The organism is Eubacterium maltosivorans, from assembly GCF_002441855.2.
Lineage (GTDB): Bacteria > Bacillota > Clostridia > Eubacteriales > Eubacteriaceae > Eubacterium > Eubacterium maltosivorans.
The window spans coordinates 4212850-4235823 of record NZ_CP029487.1; the positions used below are offsets into that span (position 1 = coordinate 4212850).

Here is a 22974-nt window from a genome sequence, read left to right on the forward strand (position 1 = left end):
GGTTTTAATTGTTTGATAGTCCTGCACCTCCAATCCGCGCCCTCGCAAGGGCGCAATACTCTGCATTTAATTCAATCCCGATATAATGGCGGTCAAGGCTTTTTGCTGCAAATCCTGTGGTTCCGCTTCCGAAAAACGGGTCTATGACAATCCCACCTTTGGGACAGCCCGCCAAGATACAGGTTTCCGCTAATTTTGGGGGAAAAGCTGCAAAATGCGCCCCTTTATATGGGACAGTGTTAATCAGCCACACGTCCCGCTTGTTCCGCGTGGTCGGCATGAGCGCGTCGTCATAGTAGCCACCGTCCCGCGGTCGGTTTAGTCCCTGCACCTTTCCTTGTCCGGGTATTTCCTGTGTGTATTTGCTGTTGGTGCTGCGCGCTCTGCGATAGTAGGTGCTAAGGGTTCCGCAATGGCGGCAGCGTCATAGTAATATTTCTTTTCCTTTGAAAGCAGAAAGATATGTTCATAGCAGCGGGTAGGGCGGTCTTTGCAGCTTTCCGGCATAGGATTTTGTTTTTGCCATATAATATCGCTCCGTAGATACCACCCCTGTTCACGCAGGGAAAACGCCAAGAGCCAGGGAATACCGATTAAGTCCTTTTGTTTGCAGCCGGTAACGCGGCTGTTCCTTGCAATCCGCTGTCCGGTGCGTCCCTTTGGGTTTTTTGGGTCAGCATAGCCGCCTTTATTTCCTGTGCCGCAATAGGTGTCTGCGATATTCAGCCATAACGTACCGTCCTTTCTAAGCACCCGGTAAAGCTCGCGAAAAACAGAGGTCAGCCTGTCAATATACTGTTCCGGCGTATCCTCCTGTCCGATTTGTGCGTCAAGCCCATAGTCCCGCAGCGCAAAGTACGGCGGGCTTGTAACGCAGCAATGGACGCTTTCAGAGGGCAGCTCTTTTAAGGCACAAAGCGCGTCCCTGTTGATAATCACGTCGGTTTTCATAGGCTGCTCACTTCCTCCGGCTTCGTCGTCATAATGCGGTAAAGCTCGGTGTCTTTCGGGAAATGGTCTACAAAGGGCAGCACCACATTCCCATAAAAGATAAGTCCCTCGCCTGCTTCGGTGTGGGTAACGTATTTCATCTGCTGCGGGGAAATATTAAGCTGCTTTGCAAGGATAGTACGGTCGCCCTGCGCTTGATTGAGCATAAGGACAAAATCACTGTTTTCAAAGATATTTTCCACCTCGCGGCTTGCCAAAAGGTCTTTGACGTTCTGCGTAATGGCTGTCGGTATGCCGCCCCATTTACGAAAACGCTTCCAAATCTCCACACTATAAGCGGCGGTCTGTTCCTCTTTTAAGAGCAGATGAAATTCGTCCATATAGTAGCGGGTAGATTTCTTTTCTGCCCGGTTAATGGTAACGCGGTTCCATATCTGGTCTTGCACAATGAGCATACCTAACTTTTTAAGCTGTTTTCCAAGCTGCTTAATATCAAAGCAAACAAGGCGGTTATTCAGTTCCACGTTGGTTCTGTGGTTGAATACGTTAAGGCTACCGGAAACATACAGCTCCAATGCCGCCGCAATGCGGGCAGCTTCCGGCTCCGGCTGCTTCAACAGTTCGTCGTAAAGGTCGCCCAAGATAGGCATTTTCTCCGGTACAGGGTCAGCAAGATAGTCCCGGTACACATTCCTTACGGCGCGGTCAATAACCGTCTTATCTACGGGCTGCAAGCCCTCTTTGCCGCCAATGACAAGCTCGCAGAGGGAAAGGATAAAATCGCTTTTCAGTGCAAGGGGGCTGTCGTCCTCGCTGTAATTAAGGTTCATATCCATAGGGTTCACATACTGGGGCGTACCGTCCATGCCTTTTCCGGTTGGGGATAAGCGTATCACTTGCCCGCCAAGCCGTTTTACAAGGGCAAAATATTCCGCTTCCGGGTCGCAGATAAAAATATCGTCGTCGGTAATGAGAAAGGCATTTGTGATTTCCCGCTTTGCTGCAAAGGATTTTCCACTGCCCGGTGTTCCCAAGATAAGCCCATTCGGGTTTTTAAGCTGCTTACGGTCGCAGAGTATCATGTTGTTTGACAGGGCATTTAAGCCATAATACAGGGCAGCCCCGGTCTGAAATAGCTCCTGCGTGATGAACGGGATAAAAATAGCGGTGCTGCTCGTCGTCAACCCTCTCTGAATAGGGATAAGGTTCTCGCCCAAAGGGATAGAGGACATTAGTCCCGCTTCCTGCTGATAATCAAGACGGGTCAAGGCGCAGTTGTATTTCTGTGCAATGCCCGCCGCCGCGAAAATGTCATTTTCCAGTTTCCGTTTCGTGTCTGCCATGTTTACCACAAGGAACGTAAGGAGAAACATTCGCTCGTTGCGGCTCTGTAAATCCTGCAATAAATTCTTTGCTTCATTTCCAAAAGTGGCAAGGTCGGACGGGATTATATCCATGTCATAACCGCTTCTAACTGCTTTTTTCTGTTCCTCAATCTTCATCTTGTCAAGGTCAGTGATTTTGCGCTTAATGGTCTTGATTGCTTCCGACTGGTCGATACTGCGGATATGTAAGTTGACGATTACGCCTGTTTCCAAATCTAACATATCCGCTAAGATACGGTCGTTTAGCTCCGGGGCAAAGATTTCAAGGAACGATACCGCCCCCGTCTTTTTCCCCATAGCAAAGTAGCGTCCCTCCCCGAACTTGAAAGAGGACGGGGCGATAAAGTCCTTTGTAGTAAGCCCGGTCGGGGTCAGCCAGTCATAAGAGAATGAGAACGGCTCGCCTGCCGGGTGGAATACCCCATGCAGCACCTTTAAGCGTTCATAGCCGGATAAGGGGTGCGCCGATACCCCAAGCACCTTGAAGTTGTTGAGTACGTCCGTTTCAATACGGGAAAGGCGCGCCCTTGCTGCCGCCGGATTGTCCGCTTCAATGGAAAACGTGATGTACTTGTGCTTTACAAGCCCGTTGTTCCCTTTGGCAAGCTGCGATTTCAGCATATCGGAATACTCGGTGCGGATAGAATTAAAATCGTCATTTTGGGGCGGGATATGGATTGCCCTCGCTGCCTGTTCCTGCTGTGAGCCTTGATTGATGAAAGAAAGCTGCACGTTCACGCTTGCGTCAAAGTAGTTGAGAAAATCGCACCAGTTTTCAAAAATGGCGGTCTTATCGTCTGCCTGTGCAAGCTGATAGTTGATGTCCTCAAAAGCAATGCTCTTTGAATACTTGTGCTGTGCCACTTTGCAGATACCGTCCGGGTACATGGCAAGGTAGGGAATGGTCTGCTGTGCGGTGTGTGCTTTGCCGTCCCCCTTTGCCTGCCGGATAACCGCCGCTATCTGTTTCTTTTCCGCGCGGGTCAGCTTACGCCTGTTTCCTGCGGCTTCCCGCGTCTTTTTTGTCTGTCCTTTTGACAATCGCTGATACCTCCTTTTCTAATGCCCGCTGTTTCTCCAAGAGTGCATATAGGTTTTCCGTCTGATACGGTCGCACTTTGGGACGGGTAAATTTTGTCTGAATGATGTTCTTTACAACCACTTCAAGGGGCTGTCCATGCTTTTCATACATGGCAACCAAGAAGCAGGGAAGCATAACGACAATCATTGCCATTGCCGCAAGGCTCGTCCCTGCGCTGTCTTTGAGCAAAAAGAAAAGCGGCAGTCCCATAAGAAGTGCCACTGAAAAACAAAGGATTTGCCGCTTTGTCAGATTGAAAGCGACTTTTGTTTTGACTTTGGATAAGTCTTTAGGTACAGGTACATACGCCAAGAAAAACCTCCTTTCTGCGGGGCTTGCCCGCGTGTGCTGTGTTAATGTGCATTAAAAATAGATTTTGCCAGTGCGCCGGATTTGAACAGGGAAAAACAGAGGATAACCGTATAGGCTGCAAGGGAAAAAATCGCGCTGTGCAGGTTATCCGCTAAGACCATTTCGCCTACCAAAACTGCGTAAATGCCGACGCATATCATAATGAGGAAGCCTTGAAAGCCCAGTGCAAACAGCCCCTTTAGGTAGTTGTTCCCAATCTGTCCCCATTCCCGGTTTGTCATGGTGGCAAAGGGGATAGGGGAAACTGAACAGTAGGCGTATATCTCAATCATTCTGCCGTAGAGGATAACGGTTATCAGTACGGACATGATTTTCATACAAAGGCTTACAAGGCTCGTTTCCATGACAAGTAACAGTAGTTCGGGGATTTCCATATCTTTTAGTCCCTCCTGCATGGCGGCAAGGGCTTCGGTTACGTCGATATTCGTATCGCCGCCGATTACCCCCGCCGCACCGGACACAATATGCTGCGCCATATCAAAGACTGCCATTGTTATATCAAAGGTATGCGTTACCAAGAAAACGGCAACAAAGGCTTTGAAAAACCACTTAAAGAACATGAATGTTTCTATGTCGTGCATATTGTTTTTTTCCGTTACCATGCTGATAAGCTCATAACAGAGGACATAGGTAATGACAAGCCCCGCAATGGGTACAATCACATTTTCCGACAGGTTTTGTATCATGCTGAAAATGTTTGCGTTCCACCCCTGCGGGGTCTTGCCTACCTCCGCGGCAATGGTGCCTACTTTTTCGTTTACGTCCCCGAACATAGTGGAAAGGTTGCCGTTAATGGCTCCGATAAGGATTTCTTTTATCCATTCGTTAATCGCTTCCAGTATGCTCTCCATAGGCTACCCTCCGTAACTTTATCCGAACAGACCGGAAAGAAGCGGTACAAGGATAGTGCCGATAAGGGCAACGCCGCCGCCCGCCATGAGCTGCTTAATGCCTTGACTTTTCGCACCCGGATTGTCGTTTCCATATCCCTCCAAGAGATTGATAACGCCCCAAATGCCTAAGCCTGCGCCCAGTGCGATAACAAGGGTCTGTAATACGTCGATAGCAGAGTTAAAAAATTCCATAAAGCTCCTTTCTTCCGCAAATGCGGCTTGCCCTATAAAAGGGCATAAAAAACGGCGGTCAGTTTTGTAACTGCCGCGGTCATAAGCCCGCCGGATTGTGGCGGGTTCCCCGCGCTGCCTATGTGTCTGCCGCGCGGCGGTATTCAGTTTTGAGTGTGGGCGTTATGGATTTTCCAGTAGGGGCGCGTATTCTGTAAGTTGTCTGTTTCTTTGTTACTGCGTCAATTCCTCCTTTCTTTTCAGCCGGGAACACACATTTTTCGTCATTCCAAAAGATAGCTCCTGCGCTGCATATACTCGGTAACGTAAAGGGTCTGTTCCCCTCCGCGTTCCTGCAAATCCTCCCGCAGAGCGTTTTCTGCATTTTCTATCATCTTTGTAAAATAATGTTCACGACGTATATCATCAGTTTTTGTTTTCTGTCTGCTCATAGTGTAACCTCCCGTAAAATCAAAGTTCCCGCCGCACCCGTTTCTGCTCATACAGGGCTTCACACCGTTTCACAAACTGCCGGATAGCTGCCTGCCGTTGCTGTTCCCGTCGCTCGGCAATGAAAACAAGCCCGTTTATGGCTTCTGTGATTTTCTTGTCCTTTTTCTTTCTGATACGTTTATTCATGGTCGGTGTCCTCCTGCAAATCGCTTTCGCTGATTTCGTAGTAGTCAAATACTTCGTCCGGCTTCACAAGGGCGGGTCTGCGCCTTAAATGCTTCTCCATATCAAAGGTATTTTTCTTGTCATAGTCAGACAGGTATTTATAGTTGGGGTGCTTTGTTATGTCGTACTTATCAGAGAAAAACGGGCGCACCCCTCGTAGCTGTAAAATACATTTCCCGCCGTCCATGACCGCAATTTCATCTTCCGTCATAAGCTGCTTACCTAATTTTTGATAGTTCAGCCCATGCGATACCTCCCGCCCCCGGTTCTCGGAAGTGTTGAAGCTGTCAATGGTTTCTTTCCCCAAGATTTCGGACATTTCTTTGAGGGTGGTTTTCTCCTTGCCGCCCAAGAAAAGAGTGGTGTCGCAGTTGCCGACGATAGTATCAGCGTTATCTTTGTATATCGCCTTTAGCTGCGACTGGCTCTGCAAAATGATGGAAGCAGAGATTTCCCGGCTTCGGATAGTGGCTATGAGCTTTTCAAACTTCGGTATCTGCCCGATATTTGCAAACTCGTCTAACAGACAGCGCACATGGACGGGCAGCCTGCCGCCGTATTCATCATCTGCCTTGTCGCAAAGGAGATTGAAAAGCTGCGTGTAAAGGATTGATACTACAAAGTTAAAGGTATCGTCGGTATCGCTGATAATGACAAACAGGGCGGTCTTGCGGTCGCCTATGGTGTCAAGCTCCATTTCGTCGGTTTCCATAAGGTCGCGCAGCTCTTTAATGTCAAAGGGTGCAAGCCGCGCACCGCAGGAAATGAGGATAGAGCTTCTTGTCTTTCCCGCAGATAACAGGAATTTCTTATACTGCCGGACGGCAAAGTGTTCCGGGTCTTTTTCCTCCAACCGTTCAAACATGAGGTCAACGGGGGACTGAAATTCCGGGTCGTCCTCGCGGGCTTCACTGGCATTTATCATTTCAAGCAGCGTCGTGAAGTTCTTTTCTTCCTCCGGGGCTTCGTACCAAATGTAGCCGATAAGGGCGCAGTAAAAGAGCCGTTCCGATTTTACCCAAAAATCTTCCCCGGCTTTTTCCCCGTCCCCTTTGGTGTTGGCAATCAAAGTGTTTACCAGTTTCAAAATGTCTTTCTCGCTGCGGAGATAGGCAAAGGGATTGTATTTCATGCTTTTTTTGAAGTTAATCGTGTTCAGCACTTTTATCCGGTAGCCGCCCCGCTGTAAGAGCTTCCCGCACTCGACTAAAACCGTACCTTTCGGGTCGGTTACAACGTAGCTTGAGTGCATTTGCATTAAATTCGGCTTCACAAAAAATCTCGTCTTGCCGCTGCCACTTCCCCCGATAACAAGGATATTTTTATTCCTTGCATACTTCGGCTGCTTCGGGCGGCTGTTCATGCTAAGCCGTTCCGTCTGTGTCAGCAGCACGTTATTTTGAAATACCGGGTCGGTGTAGGGCTTAATATCTTCGGCAGTCCCCCAACGGGCAGAGCCGTATTCCACACCTTTGCGATATTTCTTTGCGTTCTTGCCTTTGACATAGACAATCAGCCGGATAAGTACCGCGCCTAAAATTCCTATCAGTAAATCCATAGGGGCAAGGCTCGGAAGCGGGTTTGCAAAGGCAGCGGAAAAGCCCTCCCCAAGCGACAGCACCTTGCCGGACAGGTCAGCCCCCGGCGCAAGGTGTACCGCCTGCCCGACTTTATCAAAGAGATACACAAAGAGCAGATAGGGAATGTTGGGAAGCAGCAGCTTTTTCCAGTTGATAGCGTTCATCTTGCAATCCCCCTGTCTTTGTTTTTTACTTTGTCCCGCTGTGCGTTCAGAGCCGCCGCCTTTTCTTTGAGGGAAACAATCAGTTTGCGGATAGAGGGATTTTGTTCCTGCGTCAGCTTCTTTGCGGAAAACTCCTTGAAAGCTGCGGTCAGTGCGTCCGCGTCCCGTCCCTTGAAAAACACCAAATAGCGGGGCGGGGTTTCGGTGCTGTCTTTCTTTAAGGCAAAGTCAATCCCGTATTTTTTCGCCGTACTCTCAAAGGCTTTGATATTGTCCTTTGTGATTTCAATGTTGGAAACGCCCGCGTTCTGCTTCATAAGCTGCTTTAGAGTCTGCTTTCCATGCGGGATTTTCTGTTTGTCATGCTGCTTTTTCATCTGTGCAAGCAGGGCTTTCATAGCCTTTTGGAGCTGCTGCGCCGTCAGCTTTCCGGTCTTGATGTAAAGGGCTATGGTCTTTTCGTTGGTTTCCTCCTGCAATGGGTTTCCTCCTTTCGTGTTCTATGGTGGTATGCCCGCCGCCGGGAAGTGGGGCGGGCATGAAAAAAAGAGCGTCCGTTTTCACGACGCCCTGTTAAATCCGTACCCGCAGCCCGGAAAGGTCTGCCGCCCGAATACCCACAAGATACCAGTTGTCCCCATACTCCATACGGGTAGGCTTCCATTTGCCCCGCACAAAGACCTCCATGCAGTCGCCGCAATGCAAGCCCCCGTAATAGTCGTTTACGTCAAAGCGAATGTCGTAGCGGTCAGCGGTTTCATCAAAAATCAAAGCTCCTGTTTTCTGTGTCATTATAAAATCCTCCTTTGGGTTGGTTTACAGGCTTTCGCCCTCGTCGCAGGTGTAATCGGGTATGCCGGATTTTTTCGGTTTCCCATAAAATGTGCCGTCTGCCATATCGTGAGATACAAGGGACGTGTAATAGCTGCCAATCGTAGACGGGGCATTGAAAAGGGCAGCTTTCATGTACTGCTTGATGTTGCGGATTTTGGTGGTGTTTTCCTGCATACAGTCCAGTACAAAGCGGATATGTTCGCTGTTCAGTTTCATAAATTTTGCTTTTACAAGCTCTGCCGGGTGGTCGTCCCCGGCGATACGGATTGTTCTTCGTTTGGTGCAGACGGTTTCAAGAATAAGGGCAAGGATTTCCTCTATCCTGTCCCTGTCAAGGTATCTGTCCTGTATCAGATAGTCGTACTCGATATTGTCCTTGATGATTTCCTCATACACGCTATATGCGTCTGTCGTTTCCTTTCGCTTCCGTTCCGGCGGCTGTGCCGCGTCCTCTAAGGGAGAGGGATTTAGGGAATGGAAAGGAATGGAATGGGTACTTGATATATCTGTATTTAATTTTTCTTTGTTTGGTAAGTTAGTCTTTAATAGTTCTTTATTTAATTGCGTTGGATTTTCCGACGTCGGGTTATCCGGTGTCGGATTTTCCAATATCGGCTTATCCGCTGTTGGATTTTCCAATATCGGACAATCCAATGCCGGGGGCTGTGGCTGTTCGTAAATGGTGTACTCGATAGCGGTCATTTTGCCTTTCTCGTCGCGTCCCTGCCGCCTTGTGATATATCCGGCTTTTTCAAGCTCCCATACAGCGGTGCGGATAGCGTCGATACTTTCCCGGTTGATAAGGGACAGCCCTGCAAGGGTGTAGTCCCAATCTTCGGGAAGTGAGAGCATTTGCGATAACAAGCCCTTTGCCTTTAGGGAAAGTTCCTTGTTGCGTAAATGGTGGTTGCTCATAACCGTATAACCTTTGTTCTTTTCCACGCGAAAAACTGCCATAGCTTCGTCACTCCTTTTCGTTGGATTTGTTACGCAGTAGAAACGCGGTTTGGAGGGAAAAGGTATCAACCCTTGTCTTTCTTATCTCCGCGCTCTAAGAGCCACATAAATCAAGACTTCTTTTGCCCTTACTGCGTAACATGAGGGCATAAAAAAAGCAGCGTTCCTGTTCTCCTGTGTAGGAGTAAGAAACGCCGCCTTATAGGTGGTGCTTATTTTATTTTTTCTTATCGACGTGCCGCGCAAGGTGGTGTAGCGGTCTATCCGGCAGCTTCGCAGGTGCTTTTGCATATCAAGGCGCAATCCGTTAAAAGTAGTAAATGAGTAGTAAAATCAATCTGCAAACCTGCGAATATGCCCGTAAATCAAGCATTTTTCAAGACAATCAACTAATTTGATATAAATCTCAAAACCATATCGTAATTTCCCTTCACAAGTGATATAATCTATAGAAAAAGGAGATTAATATGCCATTATTTTTAATACCACTAACTATCATAGCAGTTTTACTACTGGTTGTGATACTTCAACATCATAATAAAATTGACATAAAACCTCTAAGGGGAATAGATTATTACATTAGTACAAGCAGAGCAGTAAAACTTGTATATAGATGCCTAACTGCTGGCTACTTCGTTTTTTATTTGTATATACTATTAACAAGTTTAATGTTTATTGCTGTATTGCCATAGAAAACTAAAAAACCTGTCTGCTAACCTAAAGAGGAAGGCCGACAGGCTTTTTTAATGAGTGCGTTAAGATGTGGATTTGTTGAAGGCTTTCTTTGCGATTTTGTAGACAACGAAAACAACAGCAATGGCAATACCAGCAATCAGGATACCCTGTACAGCGCCGGGTAACTGGCCGATCACTTCAGTAAATTTACCAGTCATAGCAGTGATCAAAGCAGTGGTTGCGTTTTCTTCCATGGTGTCACCCCCTTTCAGTGCGTGGAATTCCAAAAGGCTTTAAAGACCAGATAGCCACAGAATGCGAATATCCAGAGGAAAATACTTCCCAAAAAGCCTAAGACGGCAAAGTGAATAAAGATTTCAAAAAATTGTAGCTCCATGTTAAAACCTGTCAAATATCTTTGAAAGCATGTGGGTCACGGGTACGGCGAGTACAGCACCGAAGATCAGGCCTGCCATGGTTGCTTCTATGGTCATTATCTGTAGGGTTGTCATGTGTCCTCCTGTGGCTTAAAACCAGTCTTTATAGGCTAAAACAAGGCCTACGACCATTCCAAGCATAAGAAAAATTAATTGAATATTCATGGTGCCTCCTGTGGTTCCAATCCGGCCACGCCGACGGCGTGGGGCGAGCGAATAAATCAGACAAGTACGCTTCGCCGAGCTTGCCTAATTTTTCGCCCGTTGCTGTATGGCCCTTGCGGGGTCAAGAAAGGGGTAGTCTTCCAGCATTTCTTCTAAGATGCCGTCACAGAGGTAGTACGTAGCAAAGGCTTCAAAGGCCATCTGTGAAATATCGTTGTAGCGTTCCTGTAACGCTTTCTTTTCTGCTTTGTCCATGGCGGTCCTTATGCGGCGGTTTTGTGTTCCTGAATCAAAACGGGGTGGCCTTTGAGGTCACAGAAGATGGTGACGTTCTTGCCGACAAAGGTGTCGAAGTTGACGCGCATTCTGTCGTAGTCGGCGCGGGAGATGAATTTTTTTTCGGCTTTCTGGCCTTTGACGTTTTCGTCTTTGGACATCAGGAAGATGTTAAAGCCGTCAATGCGTCCTCCATCTTTGGTTTCAAAATTTAAAATCTGATATCCTGCGAAATAATAGTTCATATTTTTCTTGTTTCCTTTCTGCTCTATCAGCGACCCGGTAAGGCGCTACCGGGTTTCGTCTCAATTCTCAGAGACTCGTCAGGCTGATTTTTATTTTAAAGTAAGAAGGTATTGCTCCAAATCTAAATAACAAGTAGACTTAGGATTAATCTTCCCGGTATACTCATATCCGCATGATTCAACACCTGCCCGAAAACCAAGTTGATAATACTGATCTAAAGCTAAGTTGATTTTTGTTTTCAATTGTCTCTTCTCATCTTTCGTCATTTTAAGTATCCTCCTGTAAAGATTTCGACAAAGACATATTCAATGGCTTCTTTGACTTTGTTCGTGGCTAAGCACTGGTTAAAGAGTAGCCGTAATTCCCGTTTACTGACCACGATATGGTCGGGAAAATCAAAGATTTCTTCATAGATACTGTTAATGATCTGCTCCGTTTCGTCCTTGGTGCCTTTGCATGAAAGAAGGGTCAGTTTGTAGGTTTCGTTTGTTTTGAGGTTTCTCATGGTGCTTACCTCTGAACCAAAGCATTAACATAATCTTGAAATTCATTTAAAGCTTGTTGACGCTCGTCACAAGATTTGTAAAAAGCATCTACGTCCATGCCATAAGTCGTATCACAGCCAAAATGATATTGTAATCGTGCATATTCAAAAGCACGTTTCATGATTTCGCCTGCCTGTTCTTCGGTTAATCCACATACTGCTTGTTGTTTCATTATTATTACCTCTTATAAGTTTATTCAAAGTAAAGAGCACAACCCCTTAAGTACTTTGTAATTTCATTATAAAACTTTTCAACGGCAAATAAGCCTAAATTTAGCTTGACAGAAGCTTGGATTTATTATAGAATAGCACCAATCCAGAATAATCAAAACGACGAACGAGAGAAGTAGGTAATGACGGGTGTATCCAGAGAGCCGCGGCAGGTGGAAATGCGGCAGCACAGAAATTACTGAATGGACTTGGGAGTGCGGTCTGAAACCATGAGGGAGTAGGCGCCGACGGGAGCCCCATCCGTTATCAGCGGGGTGCATATGATGGTATGTAAAATGAGTGGGTGTGCTGTAAGGCAGTGCATCAATTTGGGTGGTATCGCAGAAGTTACAGACTTTTGTCCCTTAGTATGGGACAAAAGTCTTTTTTGATTATTTGGGCAAAATTAACATACAGAAGGAGAAAGAACAATGGCAAAAATACCTTACCGTTTCTATTTAAGTGAAGAGGACCTGCCAAAGCAGTGGTATAACCTGCGGGCAGATATGAAGGAGCAGCCAGACCCTCTGATCAACCCAGGCACCATGCAGCCCGCGGTGGAGTCCGACCTGTATCCTGTATTCTGTGAAAAGCTGGCGCACCAGGAAATGGATGGTGAAACCCGGTACTTCGATATTCCAGAACCCGTTCAGGAAATGTATCGAATCTATCGTCCATCCCCGCTGATCCGGGCTTACAACCTGGAAAAAGCGTTGGATACTCCGGCCAAAATCTACTACAAATTTGAAGGCAACAATACCTCTGGTAGCCACAAGCTCAACTCAGCCATCGCCCAGGTGTATTACGCCAAGGAGCAGGGCCTGACTAGCCTGACAACAGAAACCGGAGCCGGCCAGTGGGGAACAGCCCTCTCAGAGGCAAGCTCTTATTTCGATATCCCCCTGACCGTGTATATGGTAAAGGTTTCCTATGAACAAAAGCCCTTCAGGAAGGCTGTGATGCAGGTCTTTGACGGAAAAGTAATGCCGAGCCCCAGTGAAACCACCGACATCGGCCGAAAAATTTTAGCGGAAAACCCGGGAACAACCGGAAGCCTCGGCTGCGCCATCTCCGAGGCCGTGGAAACCGCAGTCAAAACCGAAGGCTGCCGCTATGTGCTTGGCTCTGTTCTCAATCAGGTGCTGCTGCATCAGTCCATCATCGGCCTCGAGAGCAAAACGGCAATGGAGATCCTGGGAGAATATCCCGATATTGTCATTGGTTGCGCTGGCGGTGGTTCGAACCTCGGCGGTCTCATAGCGCCGTTTATGCAGGATAAGCTCACTGGAAAAGCCGATCCCAGAATCATTGCCGTCGAGCCCGCGTCCTGTCCGTCGCTGACCCGCGGCCGCTATGCCTATGATTTCTGCGATACAGGCAAGATCACCCCGATGGCGAAGATGTATACCCTGGGCAGCGGTTTTATTCCATCGGCCAATCATGCCGGCGGCCTGCGCTACCACGGGATGTCTCCGATTTTATCCAAGCTGTACCACGACGGCTATATGGAAGCCACCTCTGTAGAGCAGACCCGAGTGTTTGAAGCAGCGGTTTATTTTGCAAAAAAAGAAACCATTCTGCCAGCGCCCGAATCTGCCCACGCCATCCGTGCCGCCATGGATGAAGCCCTGCGCTGCAAGGAAACCGGCGAAGCCAAGACCATTCTCTTCGGCCTGACCGGCACCGGCTATTTTGATATGACCGCCTACTCAGCCTACCTTGAAGGCAGAATGAACGACTATATCCCAAGCGATGAGGACCTGCAGAAAGGCTTTGACAGCCTGCCGAAAATCCCGGGGATTGAAGAGTAAAGCAAAAAAAAAACAGAGACTGAAATCAGCCTCTGTTTTTTCTTATTCTGCTTCGCGCAGACGTTCCACAATACTCTGTTTGATGGTGCTCCGGTAAGAAATAACCGGAATCAGCACAGATAAGGCTAAAAGGATGGGGTAGGTGATGAGCAGCGGTGTAATGATAAAGTGGTAGGAGAAAAACCACAGGGACGCAGTAACTCCACGAAGGATAATGGCAGAGAAGAAAATGCCAAGAACCAGAGAGAACAGAATGGTTCCAAGGGCATAGTAAAGCCCCTCCAGACAGAGCATTTTCGTCAGCTGGCTTCCAGTCATACCAATGCTCTGAAGCATGGCGAACTCCCGCCGTCTGGTAATAATACTGGTCAGAATGGAATTGACAAAGTTCAGGATACCAATGAGACCAATGATAAAAGTCAGAATACCGCCGATGACCAGAATCATCTGCCGCATACTCTCAAATTCGTTGATAATGAGCTCGCGGGATTCGTAGTCCATTGTGGGCTCGCTCTTTTCAGTATAATTTTTCAGGAAGGCTTCCATTTCACCCTCCAGGCTGTCAGACACGTCAAAGGTGTACTCCATCAGAGGCTGGTCGGGGTCAAGACTGCTGTACACCTCGGATGGGAGATAAAAGTTGTAGCCCCAGCTGCTTCGGTCCGATGCCACGTTCAGGTTTACTTTGGATTTTGCCAGCACCTCGTAAGTATGCGGCGTACCATTCTTGTCATACAGGGTAACGGACTGGCCAAGGCTGAAAGGAGCACTGTAAGGATAGGGATTGCCGTAATCGTCACACTCATAAGCGGCAATGATGTAGTTTCCGCTAGCAAGCTTTTCAGCGTCTGCAGTTCCCTCTAAGACCGTGAGTTTATCCAGCACGAAAGGGTCCACACCGTATACAGAGGCGAAGACCTGCTCACCATTTTTGCTGTATTCGGTTTCTCCGGGAGGATTGTCCATTTTGATGTTCTGACTTTTTCCGCCAAAGACCCGCCCGCCCGCTTCAAAGCCTGGATGAGATTCGACCAATTGGATAAAGCTGTCAGACAGAGTGTTCTCAGGGCCTGTATAGTCATAATTAAAATAATCAGCGTGGGCAATAACAAAGTCAGTGTTGGCCCATCGGCTTACGTATTTTTCCATGTCCAGCCCTCTGGACAGCGTGAACACCGTGTTCAGGAGCACGAGGCTCAGAGACAGTGAAATGATTACAAGGATCGTTCTACCCCGGCTGCGGCCGAGATTGGACAAGGCTATGCGGTAAAGCCTGCCGCCGTCTGTTGATTTTTTCTGTTTTTTTCGTTCTTTTCCACCTTCGGTATAACGAACCGCCTCAATGGGGGATACTCTGGAGGCAACACGCCCAGGCTTGCGCGTGCTGATGAAAACTGTCACAATGGCAAACAGGGCAGAGCCGACAAAAATCAGCGGGTTCAGTGAGACATAAACACCGTTATCCGCGCTGTAGTTACTGGCCGATAAAAGAATGGGAATCAGTGCTTTCCCGGTGAAAAAGCCAATAATCAGACCAATGGGAATACCGATGGCTGAAAGCAGAACAGCCTGCCGGTTAAGGATATGCCGAATCTGCCGCCCAGTCGTTCCAATGGTTTTTAACAGGCCATAAAAACGAATATCCCGGATAACAGATATCTGAAAAATATTGTAAATAATCAGATAGCCTGTGAACACAATGAGGATAATGGCAGATGAAGCTGCCAGAACAGTGGCAGGGCTTAATGAGAAGTTTGAGGACAGGTAAGCCCAGTTGACATTGGAGGCAATGTAGTCAGGCGCTTCGGAATCCGAAGCGTTGAAGCCACTCTCGGTGATCACCTGATGAAGCTTGGCATCGAGATTAAAGCTGTTTCTAAACAGGATATAGGCATTTACCACTCCGGCCATCTGGCCGTCTCCCGGGTCATCCTGGCTGAGAATATCAGCATTTTCAGAGACAAAAGCCTGAGAGACATAAATCTGCCCGACATTAAAAACCGGGTCGCTTTCCCAGTAGCCAGAAAGAATAAAGTTACGGGTAAAAATCTGGTCCTGGATGGTGTAAGTCAGGGGAACAGTGACGCCAATCTCGTGAGGCAGGCCCAGCATGTCGAGGGTTTTAGTATCAGTGATGATCTCATTGGCAGACTGGGGCTTCTGTCCTTCTGTCAGGCGGATACCTGCGAATTTTAAGCCTGTATCGTCTTTATACCACATCTCAGACCGGCGTTTCAGCAGTTCTGGGTTGTCTACTGAGTCTGCCATCAGGCGGTCGTAGCTGATCTCCTTAATCAGAGGATGTTTTTTGATTTTGTCAAATTCTTCATCGTTCAGGTACTTTAAAACCGCGTGCCCGTCCCCGCCGGCCTGGCGGATGGTCTGTTGCTGAAAGGTTTCCACTACACCGGTGCCCATGGTGAAAAGCGTGGTGAACAGAATGGTGGTCAGGGCAATAGCCACAATGGCGATGAGGTTGCGGAGCTTATTGGCTTTAAAGCTCTTGAGGGCAATCCTGCCCACGGCTTTTTTATTTTTGACCTTAAGCATAGCGGCCACCACCTGTGATCTGACCATCCTCGATGTGGATGATCCGGTCTGCCATCTGAGCGATTTCCTCATTGTGGGTGATCATCACAATGGTCTGATGAAAGTGCTCGCTGGTGATTTTTAAAAGACCCAGAACATCCAGACTGGTTTTGGAATCCAGATTACCGGTGGGTTCGTCGGCCAGGATAATGGCCGGCTTAGAGGCAAGGGCCCGGGCAATGGCGACGCGCTGCTGCTGGCCGCCGGAAAGCTGGCTTGGAAGGCTGTAAAGCTTGCTTTTAAGCCCGAGGATATCAATGATTCTGCTTACGTATTTTTTGTCAACTGCATGGCCGTCCAGCTCGATGGGCAGGACGATATTTTCATAAACATTGAGGACTGGCACCAGGTTGTAGTTTTGAAACACAAATCCAATTTTGCGGCGTCTAAAAATGGTCAGGGCGTCATCCTTCAAATCAAAGATGTTTTTGCCATCCACCATTACGGAGCCTGATGTAGGGCGGTCCAGTCCGCCGAGCATATGTAAAAGTGTGGATTTTCCACTGCCTGAGGTGCCGACAATGGCTGAAAATGAGCCTTCTTCTATCTCAAGGGACACATTGTCAAGAGCCTTTACAGTGGTTTCACCTGTACCGTAATATTTTTTTAGCTGTTTTGTCTGTAGAATGATCATAATGACCTCCATAATTGATAGTCTGTACGGAGTAAGAACTCCATAAACAAACTATAACAAAAACTTCTTTCCATGTTCTTTCCGGAATCTTACAGTTTTGACAGATTTCATTTAAAAGGCAGAAGTTTCTTCCTTTTTTTGAAAAGAGCGTGGCAGAAAAACAGAGAAGCAGGAGCCTTTACCGGGTTCGGAGGAAACCTTGATATAGCCGCCCTGCAAGGTGATAATCTCCCGGGAGAGGTAAAGGCCAATGCCAACGCCTTCTTCCTGGCTGACTGCGGAGGAACGGTAGAAGCGGCTGAAAATCTTGGGTATTTCGTCTTCGGAAATACCAATTCCAGTGTCTGAGACATCGATTCGGCAGAATAATTCATAGGCCTGCGCGGTGACGTGGATTTCTCCGCCCGGCGGGGTGTATTTGAGTGCGTTGTCCAGAATATTATAAAGAGCCTCCGCTGTCCATTTGAGATCAAAACAGGCGGACAGGTTCTGCGGAACATCCATAATAAGCGTGACAGAACGGTTTTGAGCTTTTTTTAATACCCCCAGCGCGGCGCTTTCTAAAAGCACATCCATGGCGGAAGTCTCGGGTGAAACCTGAACAATGCCGTTTTCAAGCCGGGAGGCCTTGATCAGTGACTGGATCAGAAAATCAAGCTTTGCGCTTTGCCGGCCAATCTCATCTGCCAGCATCTGAGCAGATTCTGGCAGGCCTGACTGTTCTGCCAGCAAGTCAGAATAAAGCCTCAGGTTGGCAATGGGCGTTTTGGTCTGGTGGGAAATATCGCCGATAAGGGTCTGGACCTGATCCCGCTCAGATACAATGCGGCTGCTGCGGGCACGGCTGGCGCTCAAAAAATGATGAAGCTTGGTTTCAAGGGCTGAGAGGCGGCTTTCGTCAAAAGCATTTTCTTTAAAGGTGTTCTCAAGAGCGTTGTCAAGCATTTGGTCCAGACGGGTAAGCGTCCGGCTTAAGCGGAACAGGCAAAGGATAAAGAAGCCACCGAGAAGAATGGCCGATATTGAAATAAGGATAACGGCTGCGTTCATTTTACTTCACCGCCCAGGTATACCCCAGGCCATAGACTGTCTGAATATACACAGGCTTTGAGGAATTGTCCTCGAGCTTGCTGCGCAGACGGCGTATGGTCACAGAGAGGGCGTTTTCATCCACAAAGTCCATGCTGTCTCCCCAGACCTTTTCCAGCAGCAGCTCTCTGGTGACTGTGCTGCCGCGGTTTGCCAGCAGCAGCTTTAACAGCTTCTGCTCCGTTTTGCTGAGCGTCAGCTCATCTTCGCCTTTAAAAAAAACCATTTGGTCAAAATCAAAAGTAAAGGCGTCGATTTTTATGCAGTTTTGCCGTTCCTTCTGGCTTCGGCGAAGCAGCGCGGCGATGCGGGCACGCAGAATCGCCAGGCTGAAGGGCTTCGTGATATAGTCGTCTCCGCCGCTTTCAAGGCCGATGACCACGTCCATTTCCATATCGTTGGCGGTCAGAAAAATAATGGGAACAGCGGAACGGCGCCGTATCTCCTGGCACAGCTCCAGCCCATTGCCGTCAGGCAGATTTACATCCAGAACGATCAGGTCAAAGGTATTGTCTGTCAGTTTTTCTCTGGCCTCCTTAATGGAAAAGGCGGAAAGTGTGGTATAAGAATCGTTTTTTAAGGACAGTACAAGCCCCTGGTTCAGGGCGCGATCATCCTCAACGATGAGTATTTTTGATGGTTCGTCAGTCATAGGTACCTCCTTGTACGCAGTTCAGTATAACCAGAAAAGCAGCAAAATGCAAGAAGAAGCGCTGCTGTTCAAATATGACACGACCTGTCAGATTCTGTCTGGTATAATAGAGACAGAAAAAGGAGATATCAATGGAAACAATACCGGCCAAAATACTGGTCACCAAGAATAAAAATACCGCGTGGTTTGGAACAGAATACAGTATGAATATTTACAGGGGCTGCTGCCACGGCTGCATTTATTGTGATAGCCGCAGCGAATGCTACCAGAATACGGATTTTGACACAGTAAAGAAAAAGAAGGACGCCCTCAGGCTCATCGCCCGTGACCTTAAAAGTAAAAAGAAAAAAGGTGTGGTAAGTACGGGTGCCATGAGCGATCCCTACAATACCTTTGAGAGAAGGGAGTGCCTAACCAGGGAAGCGCTCAAGCTCATTGACCATTATGGCTTTGGCGTGGCCATCGCGACCAAGGGGAGCCTGGTCACACGGGATATTGATCTGCTGTCGCGTATACAGAGCCACTCCCCGGTTATCTGTAAGGTCACGATCACAGCGGCGGACGATGCGTTGAGCGGTATTGTCGAGCCTGGGGCCCCGCCAAGCAGCAAACGGTTTGAGGCAGTAAGGGCCCTCTCAGATGCAGGCATCTATACCGGTATTTTGCTGATGCCGGTTCTTCCCTTTATTGAGGACAACACAGACAATATCCAGTCGATTGTGGAGCAGGGGGCAAAGTGCGGCGCACGTTTCATTTATCCCGGTTTTGGTGTTACCCTTAGAGATGTCCAGAGAGATTATTATTTTAGTCAGCTGGACCAGCATTTTCCAGGACTCCGGCAAAAGTATATGCGGCGATACGGCAATGATTATAGCTGCGGAGCTTCCAGAGCACATGAACTTTACACGTTTTTAGAAAATGTCTGCGGTCAGGCGGGCCTCAATTTCAGGATGAAAGATATTATCAAAGATTACAAAGGCCGGTATCAATGTGAACAGCTGTCATTTCTGAGATGACACGGCGTTTCGCGGCCTTCCCTTTTTTATTTTTTGTTCTTTTTTTCAGCGGAAGATGTTAGAATGAAAAGATAATCATGGACAAAAGGGGAACAAAATGAAAAATAGAATTATAATCATTGACGATGATCCTAAGCTGTGCGCCCTGCTCGAAAAATGTGTCACCTGCGATGGCTTTGAAGCGGCCTGCGCCAGTGACGGCCACGAAGGGCTTGAAAAGTTGGAGGAGGGCAGCCCGGTGCTCGTGGTGTTGGATGTAATGATGCCCGGTCTGGACGGCTTTGAGGTGCTCAGGAAAATCCGTGAAACCAGTGCGGTACCAGTATTGATGCTGACAGCCCGGGACGATAATATCGACAAGGTATACGGGCTCCGGCTCGGGGCGGATGATTATCTCACAAAGCCCTTTGATATTAATGAGTTCAGCGCCAGGGTTCATTCGCTGGTGAGGCGCTACACCATTCTCAACGGAAGCGGGGAGGAAATCTTTGGCAGGCTGAGCTTTAAAAATCTTGAAATCGACCCGGACAGGCGGCTGGTTACAGTTTGCGGCAGAGGGATTGAGCTTCAGGCAAAGGAGTTTGATATTTTGTATTATCTGGCCAAAAACAAAGGGCGCGCCCTGACAAAGAAGCAGATCTATGAGGAGGTCTGGAAGGAAGAATACCTGTATGATGACAGCAATATCATGGCGCATATCAGCAAAATACGCAGACTTATTGAGCCGGATTCCAAAAAACCGACCTATATTCAGACCATCAAGGGTGTAGGTTACCGTTTTAACGCGGAGGTGTGATCATGGAAGGATTGGAAATACTGCTGTCAGCGCTTTTGTTCCTTGCCGGCAGCGCGGTTCTTGTTTTGGCAGGGAAACTCTATCAGGCACGCAAAAGCGTCCGGGATATGAATGAGGCACTTGAAGATATCCGAAACGGCAATCTGAACCGCCGTATGCTGGCAGTGCCGGATAATATTGTGGCGCCTTTTTTTTATAAAATCAACGCTATTATGGAGGGGTATCGCGATACAATCGCGGAGCTCAATGAGCGCGATCAGGCCAACCGGCAGATGATGACCAGCCTTTCCCACGACGTCCGGACGCCGCTCACCACACTGATCGGCTATCTGGACGCTGTCCACAGCCATCTGGTTGAGGGAGGGGAGCGGGAAGAATACATCGAAACAGCCCGCGAGAAGGCCCACAGCCTCCAGATGTATGTGGATGATCTTTTTGAATGGTTTAAGCTGAATTCCAACGAGCGGGTGCTGGAAATCGCTCCGGTGAATGTGACGGAAATGACCCAGACCGTTCTGAGTGACTGGCTTCCGGTTTTTGAGCAAAATGAAATGAATTATGCTTTTTTTATCCCGGAAAAACGCATGACTGTCTCTCTGGACACAGCGGCTTACAGAAGGATTTTAAATAATCTGATACAAAACGCAGTGAGCCACAGCGGCGCTTCTGCGATTTCTGTTGGTGTAGAGGAAAAGAAAGACAGTGTGGAGATATGGGTAAAGGATAATGGAAGGGGGATACCAGCGGAGGAGCTGGACCATATTTTTGATCGTCTTTATAAATGTGACCCTGCCAGAATGGGCAAGGGCAGCGGCCTTGGGCTCTCCATTGTGGAGCAGCTGGTCCGGCTGCAGAATGGCGGTATCCGTGTAATGAGCGAAGTGGGAAAGGGGACGCGTTTTCTCCTGGATTTTAAGCTGGTTTGATGAAAGACAAGGTTAAAGCAAGGTTGAGGCAAGGTTGGGGCAGGACACAGGTGGTATCATGGCAGTATCAACAGAGGAGGAACTGAACTATGAAGGAAAAATATGTTATCGCTACAAAAAATCTGACAAAGGTTTATGGCGATCAGGTCAGCGTTTCGTCTCTTGATCTGCATGTGCGCAGGGGAAAGATATATGGCCTGCTGGGCCGCAACGGCGCAGGAAAAACCACCACCATGCGAATGCTCCTGGGATTAACTGAGCCCACTCAGGGCACTATCCGTATTTTTGGGAAAGACCCGCTTAAGGACGGTAAGGCCCTGTACCCGAGAATTGGAAGCCTGATCGAGTCGCCGGGCTTTTATCCCAACCTGACGGGAACAGAGAATTTGAGTGTTTTTGCCACGCTTCGTGGCATTCCGAGGAAGGATGCAGTCAAAGAATCCCTTGAGCTTGTGGGGCTTCCATACAAGGATAAAAAGCTTTTTTCCAAGTATTCGCTGGGTATGAAACAGCGCCTGGCCATTGCCCTGGCTGTCATGCACGACCCCGAGCTTTTAATTCTGGATGAGCCCATCAATGGCCTGGACCCCATCGGCATCGCAGAGATCCGTGATCTGCTCAAAGCCTTTGCGAAAAAGGGAAAAACCATTCTGGTATCCAGCCACATTCTTTCAGAAATTGAGCTTTTGGCCGATGATGTGGGCATTATTAATAACGGTGTGCTCTTGGAGGAGGAGCGTATGTCTGTGCTCAGGGATAAAAACCAGATGTATATTCGTTTTGTTTTATCCGATACGGCTAAAGCAGCGCGGATTCTGGAAAAGGTCTTTAAAACCAATGATTTCAGTATTGACGACGGACACACGCTGCGGCTCTTTGACACCAGCCTGCGGGTCGGTACGCTGACCAAGTGCTTTGTGGAGAATGAGCTGGTGGTAGACGACGCCCACACCTGTGAGGATACCCTGGAGGATTATTTCAAAAAGGTTACGGGGGGTGTCGGCATTGCTTAAGCTTGTGCGCTGTGAGTTCTTAAAGCTGAAACGCAAAAAATTTGTGATTTTTATCGTTTTGGCGGCCTGTATCATGCCTATTCCGCTTACGGCCATTGTCCTGAAAACCGGCATCGGGCAGAGCGCGGACAATGTGATGCCGCCCGCGGAAATGTACGACGGCCTGTTTGGTATGATTGTGGGCTTTGGAAATTTTATCTCCATGCCCTGCATTATCGGGATCGTGGCAGCCATGCTGTTTTACATGGAAAGGGATAACGACACGCTAAAAAATCTGCGAACTATTCCCTTAAGCAGTAATCAGATTATCGCGGCCAAGATCATTACATTGTTCATATTAGGCATTTTTTATTCCGTTGCGCTCATGGCCTCATCCATGGTGGGCGGACTGATCGGCGGCGGTATCAATGGGGTGGGCTATAAGCTGTGGATCAGCATTATGACAGGTATTCTCCTGACCGCCGGAACCCTGCCGGTGGTCATTGCCATTGTCTTTTTCAATCGGAGCTATATTTTTTCGATTCTTCTGTCCCTGATTTATGCGGTAGGGGGCTTTGGTGTCGCGAGTACCAGCTTTACAAGCGGCAACTTCACCAATCCGCTGCTCACCATTCTGCCTGTCCCGCTCATCTGGCGCTGGCAGGTGCTGGCCATCCAGGGCGACGCGGCCGCGGCGGCGGTCAAAGAAACGGCGGTTTCCCTGCCTTTGGCGGCCGGGGTTGTCGGTCTGATCGCGGTGCTGTCCATCGTGGGTATTCTGTTTATCTACGGAAAACGTGAAAGCTGAGGTGCGCTGTGAGAAAACTAAAGTGGATTTTGTGTGTTGCGG

General features: G+C 48.3%; 26 protein-coding genes, 1 pseudogene and 1 other annotated feature. Of the genes and pseudogenes, 6 read left to right on the top strand and 21 right to left on the bottom strand.

Annotation, left to right across the window (positions count from 1 at the left end; genetic code table 11):
- Nucleotides 1-4: 4 nt before the first annotated feature.
- From CPZ25_RS19615 to CPZ25_RS19670, 17 genes and pseudogenes are all read right to left on the bottom strand, one after another.
- Nucleotides 5-951, bottom strand: a pseudogene (locus CPZ25_RS19615) (DNA-methyltransferase).
- The gene (locus CPZ25_RS19620; RefSeq protein WP_096920607.1) at nt 948-3377 is read right to left on the bottom strand and encodes a VirB4-like conjugal transfer ATPase, CD1110 family; all 2430 of its coding nucleotides are present in this window, start codon (nt 3375-3377) and stop codon (nt 948-950) included. Before CPZ25_RS19620 ends, CPZ25_RS19615 begins: the two are co-directional and overlap by 4 nt.
- Nucleotides 3325-3729 (bottom strand): PrgI family protein, encoded by a 405-nt coding sequence (locus tag CPZ25_RS19625; RefSeq protein ID WP_021388550.1) that lies wholly within the window; start codon nt 3727-3729, stop codon nt 3325-3327. Before CPZ25_RS19625 ends, CPZ25_RS19620 begins: the two co-directional genes overlap by 53 nt.
- 41 nt (nt 3730-3770) lie before the next feature.
- Nucleotides 3771-4640, bottom strand: coding sequence for a VirB6/TrbL-like conjugal transfer protein, CD1112 family (locus tag CPZ25_RS19630; RefSeq protein ID WP_032513415.1), 870 nt, complete (start codon nt 4638-4640; stop codon nt 3771-3773).
- An 18-nt stretch (nt 4641-4658) separates the two neighbouring features.
- On the bottom strand, nt 4659-4874 hold the full coding sequence (locus CPZ25_RS19635) for a Maff2 family protein (protein WP_009906233.1): 216 nt from the start codon (nt 4872-4874) through the stop codon (nt 4659-4661).
- 263 nt (nt 4875-5137) lie between these two features.
- Nucleotides 5138-5305, bottom strand: coding sequence for a hypothetical protein (locus CPZ25_RS20605; protein WP_016729064.1), 168 nt, complete (start codon nt 5303-5305; stop codon nt 5138-5140).
- Nucleotides 5306-5324: 19 nt separating this feature from the next.
- Nucleotides 5325-5492 (bottom strand): hypothetical protein, encoded by a 168-nt coding sequence (locus CPZ25_RS20610; RefSeq protein WP_016729065.1) that lies wholly within the window; start codon nt 5490-5492, stop codon nt 5325-5327.
- Nucleotides 5485-7275 (bottom strand): VirD4-like conjugal transfer protein, CD1115 family, encoded by a 1791-nt coding sequence (locus CPZ25_RS19640; RefSeq protein ID WP_021388547.1) that lies wholly within the window; start codon nt 7273-7275, stop codon nt 5485-5487. The genes CPZ25_RS20610 and CPZ25_RS19640 overlap by 8 nt, the downstream gene beginning before the upstream one ends.
- Entirely contained in the window at nt 7272-7754 is a 483-nt protein-coding gene (locus CPZ25_RS19645) for a PcfB family protein (RefSeq protein ID WP_021388546.1), read from the bottom strand. The genes CPZ25_RS19640 and CPZ25_RS19645 overlap by 4 nt, the downstream gene beginning before the upstream one ends.
- Before the next feature lie 94 nt (nt 7755-7848).
- On the bottom strand, nt 7849-8067 hold the full coding sequence (locus CPZ25_RS19650; RefSeq protein WP_004611927.1) for a DUF5348 domain-containing protein: 219 nt from the start codon (nt 8065-8067) through the stop codon (nt 7849-7851).
- 24 nt (nt 8068-8091) lie between these two features.
- On the bottom strand, nt 8092-9066 hold the full coding sequence (locus tag CPZ25_RS19655; protein WP_077711833.1) for a DUF6017 domain-containing protein: 975 nt from the start codon (nt 9064-9066) through the stop codon (nt 8092-8094).
- 755 nt (nt 9067-9821) lie between these two features.
- Nucleotides 9822-9995 (bottom strand): hypothetical protein, encoded by a 174-nt coding sequence (locus CPZ25_RS20615; protein ID WP_167495278.1) that lies wholly within the window; start codon nt 9993-9995, stop codon nt 9822-9824.
- Nucleotides 9996-10427: 432 nt separating this feature from the next.
- Nucleotides 10428-10598, bottom strand: coding sequence for a hypothetical protein (locus tag CPZ25_RS20620; RefSeq protein ID WP_167495279.1), 171 nt, complete (start codon nt 10596-10598; stop codon nt 10428-10430).
- An 8-nt stretch (nt 10599-10606) separates the two neighbouring features.
- On the bottom strand, nt 10607-10864 hold the full coding sequence (locus CPZ25_RS19660; protein WP_096920605.1) for a hypothetical protein: 258 nt from the start codon (nt 10862-10864) through the stop codon (nt 10607-10609).
- Between the two features lie 90 nt (nt 10865-10954).
- On the bottom strand, nt 10955-11131 hold the full coding sequence (locus CPZ25_RS20625; protein ID WP_167495280.1) for a hypothetical protein: 177 nt from the start codon (nt 11129-11131) through the stop codon (nt 10955-10957).
- Nucleotides 11128-11370: a hypothetical protein gene (locus CPZ25_RS19665; protein ID WP_096920604.1), complete on the bottom strand. Its 243-nt coding sequence runs from the start codon at nt 11368-11370 to the stop codon at nt 11128-11130. Before CPZ25_RS19665 ends, CPZ25_RS20625 begins: the two co-directional genes overlap by 4 nt.
- 5 nt (nt 11371-11375) lie before the next feature.
- A complete protein-coding gene (locus CPZ25_RS19670; protein WP_096920603.1) occupies nt 11376-11582 on the bottom strand; it encodes a hypothetical protein in 207 nt (68 codons plus the stop codon).
- A gap of 151 nt (nt 11583-11733) precedes the next feature.
- Nucleotides 11734-11988 (top strand) — a binding site (T-box leader).
- A gap of 62 nt (nt 11989-12050) precedes the next feature.
- On the opposite strand from CPZ25_RS19670, the gene CPZ25_RS19675 reads away from it, so the two are divergent.
- Nucleotides 12051-13430, top strand: coding sequence for a TrpB-like pyridoxal phosphate-dependent enzyme (locus CPZ25_RS19675; protein WP_096920602.1), 1380 nt, complete (start codon nt 12051-12053; stop codon nt 13428-13430).
- A 42-nt stretch (nt 13431-13472) separates the two neighbouring features.
- On the opposite strand, the gene CPZ25_RS19680 is transcribed toward CPZ25_RS19675, so the two are convergent.
- From CPZ25_RS19680 to CPZ25_RS19695, 4 genes are all read right to left on the bottom strand, one after another.
- On the bottom strand, nt 13473-15980 hold the full coding sequence (locus tag CPZ25_RS19680) for an ABC transporter permease (RefSeq protein ID WP_096920601.1): 2508 nt from the start codon (nt 15978-15980) through the stop codon (nt 13473-13475).
- A complete protein-coding gene (locus CPZ25_RS19685) occupies nt 15973-16653 on the bottom strand; it encodes an ABC transporter ATP-binding protein (protein ID WP_074617717.1) in 681 nt (226 codons plus the stop codon). The genes CPZ25_RS19680 and CPZ25_RS19685 overlap by 8 nt, the downstream gene beginning before the upstream one ends.
- Before the next feature lie 111 nt (nt 16654-16764).
- Entirely contained in the window at nt 16765-17703 is a 939-nt protein-coding gene (locus CPZ25_RS19690) for a sensor histidine kinase (protein ID WP_096920600.1), read from the bottom strand.
- A 1-nt stretch (nt 17704) separates the two neighbouring features.
- Nucleotides 17705-18394: a response regulator transcription factor gene (locus tag CPZ25_RS19695; RefSeq protein WP_058695288.1), complete on the bottom strand. Its 690-nt coding sequence runs from the start codon at nt 18392-18394 to the stop codon at nt 17705-17707.
- 131 nt (nt 18395-18525) lie between these two features.
- Between CPZ25_RS19695 and CPZ25_RS19700 the strand changes: the two genes are divergently transcribed.
- From CPZ25_RS19700 to CPZ25_RS19720, 5 genes are all read left to right on the top strand, one after another.
- On the top strand, nt 18526-19410 hold the full coding sequence (locus CPZ25_RS19700) for an SPL family radical SAM protein (RefSeq protein ID WP_096920599.1): 885 nt from the start codon (nt 18526-18528) through the stop codon (nt 19408-19410).
- Nucleotides 19411-19507: 97 nt separating this feature from the next.
- On the top strand, nt 19508-20206 hold the full coding sequence (locus CPZ25_RS19705; protein ID WP_058695286.1) for a response regulator transcription factor: 699 nt from the start codon (nt 19508-19510) through the stop codon (nt 20204-20206).
- Between the two features lie 2 nt (nt 20207-20208).
- Complete coding sequence (locus tag CPZ25_RS19710) at nt 20209-21132, top strand: sensor histidine kinase (RefSeq protein ID WP_243129325.1); 924 nt, start codon at nt 20209-20211, stop codon at nt 21130-21132.
- 89 nt (nt 21133-21221) lie between these two features.
- Nucleotides 21222-22145: an ABC transporter ATP-binding protein gene (locus CPZ25_RS19715; protein ID WP_058695284.1), complete on the top strand. Its 924-nt coding sequence runs from the start codon at nt 21222-21224 to the stop codon at nt 22143-22145.
- Entirely contained in the window at nt 22138-22932 is a 795-nt protein-coding gene (locus tag CPZ25_RS19720) for an ABC transporter permease (RefSeq protein WP_167495281.1), read from the top strand. The genes CPZ25_RS19715 and CPZ25_RS19720 overlap by 8 nt, the downstream gene beginning before the upstream one ends.
- The last annotated feature ends 42 nt before the right edge of the window (nt 22933-22974 follow it).

What these genes read in the sequence shown, in the direction of transcription:
- CPZ25_RS19675 (WP_096920602.1), top strand. Translation starts at nt 12,051, where the DNA reads ATGGCAAAAATACCTTACCGTTTCTATTTAAGTGAAGAGGACCTGCCA.
- CPZ25_RS19650 (WP_004611927.1), bottom strand. Translation starts at nt 8,067, where the DNA reads ATGACACAGAAAACAGGAGCTTTGATTTTTGATGAAACCGCTGACCGC.
- CPZ25_RS20625 (WP_167495280.1), bottom strand. Translation starts at nt 11,131, where the DNA reads ATGACGAAAGATGAGAAGAGACAATTGAAAACAAAAATCAACTTAGCT.
- CPZ25_RS19700 (WP_096920599.1), top strand. Translation starts at nt 18,526, where the DNA reads ATGGAAACAATACCGGCCAAAATACTGGTCACCAAGAATAAAAATACC.
- CPZ25_RS20605 (WP_016729064.1), bottom strand. Translation starts at nt 5,305, where the DNA reads ATGAGCAGACAGAAAACAAAAACTGATGATATACGTCGTGAACATTAT.
- CPZ25_RS19635 (WP_009906233.1), bottom strand. Translation starts at nt 4,874, where the DNA reads ATGGAATTTTTTAACTCTGCTATCGACGTATTACAGACCCTTGTTATC.
- CPZ25_RS19690 (WP_096920600.1), bottom strand. Translation starts at nt 17,703, where the DNA reads ATGAACGCAGCCGTTATCCTTATTTCAATATCGGCCATTCTTCTCGGT.
- CPZ25_RS19665 (WP_096920604.1), bottom strand. Translation starts at nt 11,370, where the DNA reads ATGAGAAACCTCAAAACAAACGAAACCTACAAACTGACCCTTCTTTCA.
- CPZ25_RS19670 (WP_096920603.1), bottom strand. Translation starts at nt 11,582, where the DNA reads ATGAAACAACAAGCAGTATGTGGATTAACCGAAGAACAGGCAGGCGAA.
- CPZ25_RS19660 (WP_096920605.1), bottom strand. Translation starts at nt 10,864, where the DNA reads ATGAACTATTATTTCGCAGGATATCAGATTTTAAATTTTGAAACCAAA.
- CPZ25_RS20615 (WP_167495278.1), bottom strand. Translation starts at nt 9,995, where the DNA reads ATGGAAGAAAACGCAACCACTGCTTTGATCACTGCTATGACTGGTAAA.
- CPZ25_RS19680 (WP_096920601.1), bottom strand. Translation starts at nt 15,980, where the DNA reads ATGCTTAAGGTCAAAAATAAAAAAGCCGTGGGCAGGATTGCCCTCAAG.
- CPZ25_RS19705 (WP_058695286.1), top strand. Translation starts at nt 19,508, where the DNA reads ATGAAAAATAGAATTATAATCATTGACGATGATCCTAAGCTGTGCGCC.
- CPZ25_RS20620 (WP_167495279.1), bottom strand. Translation starts at nt 10,598, where the DNA reads ATGGACAAAGCAGAAAAGAAAGCGTTACAGGAACGCTACAACGATATT.
- CPZ25_RS19630 (WP_032513415.1), bottom strand. Translation starts at nt 4,640, where the DNA reads ATGGAGAGCATACTGGAAGCGATTAACGAATGGATAAAAGAAATCCTT.
- CPZ25_RS20610 (WP_016729065.1), bottom strand. Translation starts at nt 5,492, where the DNA reads ATGAATAAACGTATCAGAAAGAAAAAGGACAAGAAAATCACAGAAGCC.
- CPZ25_RS19715 (WP_058695284.1), top strand. Translation starts at nt 21,222, where the DNA reads ATGAAGGAAAAATATGTTATCGCTACAAAAAATCTGACAAAGGTTTAT.
- CPZ25_RS19685 (WP_074617717.1), bottom strand. Translation starts at nt 16,653, where the DNA reads ATGATCATTCTACAGACAAAACAGCTAAAAAAATATTACGGTACAGGT.
- CPZ25_RS19695 (WP_058695288.1), bottom strand. Translation starts at nt 18,394, where the DNA reads ATGACTGACGAACCATCAAAAATACTCATCGTTGAGGATGATCGCGCC.
- CPZ25_RS19655 (WP_077711833.1), bottom strand. Translation starts at nt 9,066, where the DNA reads ATGGCAGTTTTTCGCGTGGAAAAGAACAAAGGTTATACGGTTATGAGC.
- CPZ25_RS19710 (WP_243129325.1), top strand. Translation starts at nt 20,209, where the DNA reads ATGGAAGGATTGGAAATACTGCTGTCAGCGCTTTTGTTCCTTGCCGGC.
- CPZ25_RS19640 (WP_021388547.1), bottom strand. Translation starts at nt 7,275, where the DNA reads ATGAACGCTATCAACTGGAAAAAGCTGCTGCTTCCCAACATTCCCTAT.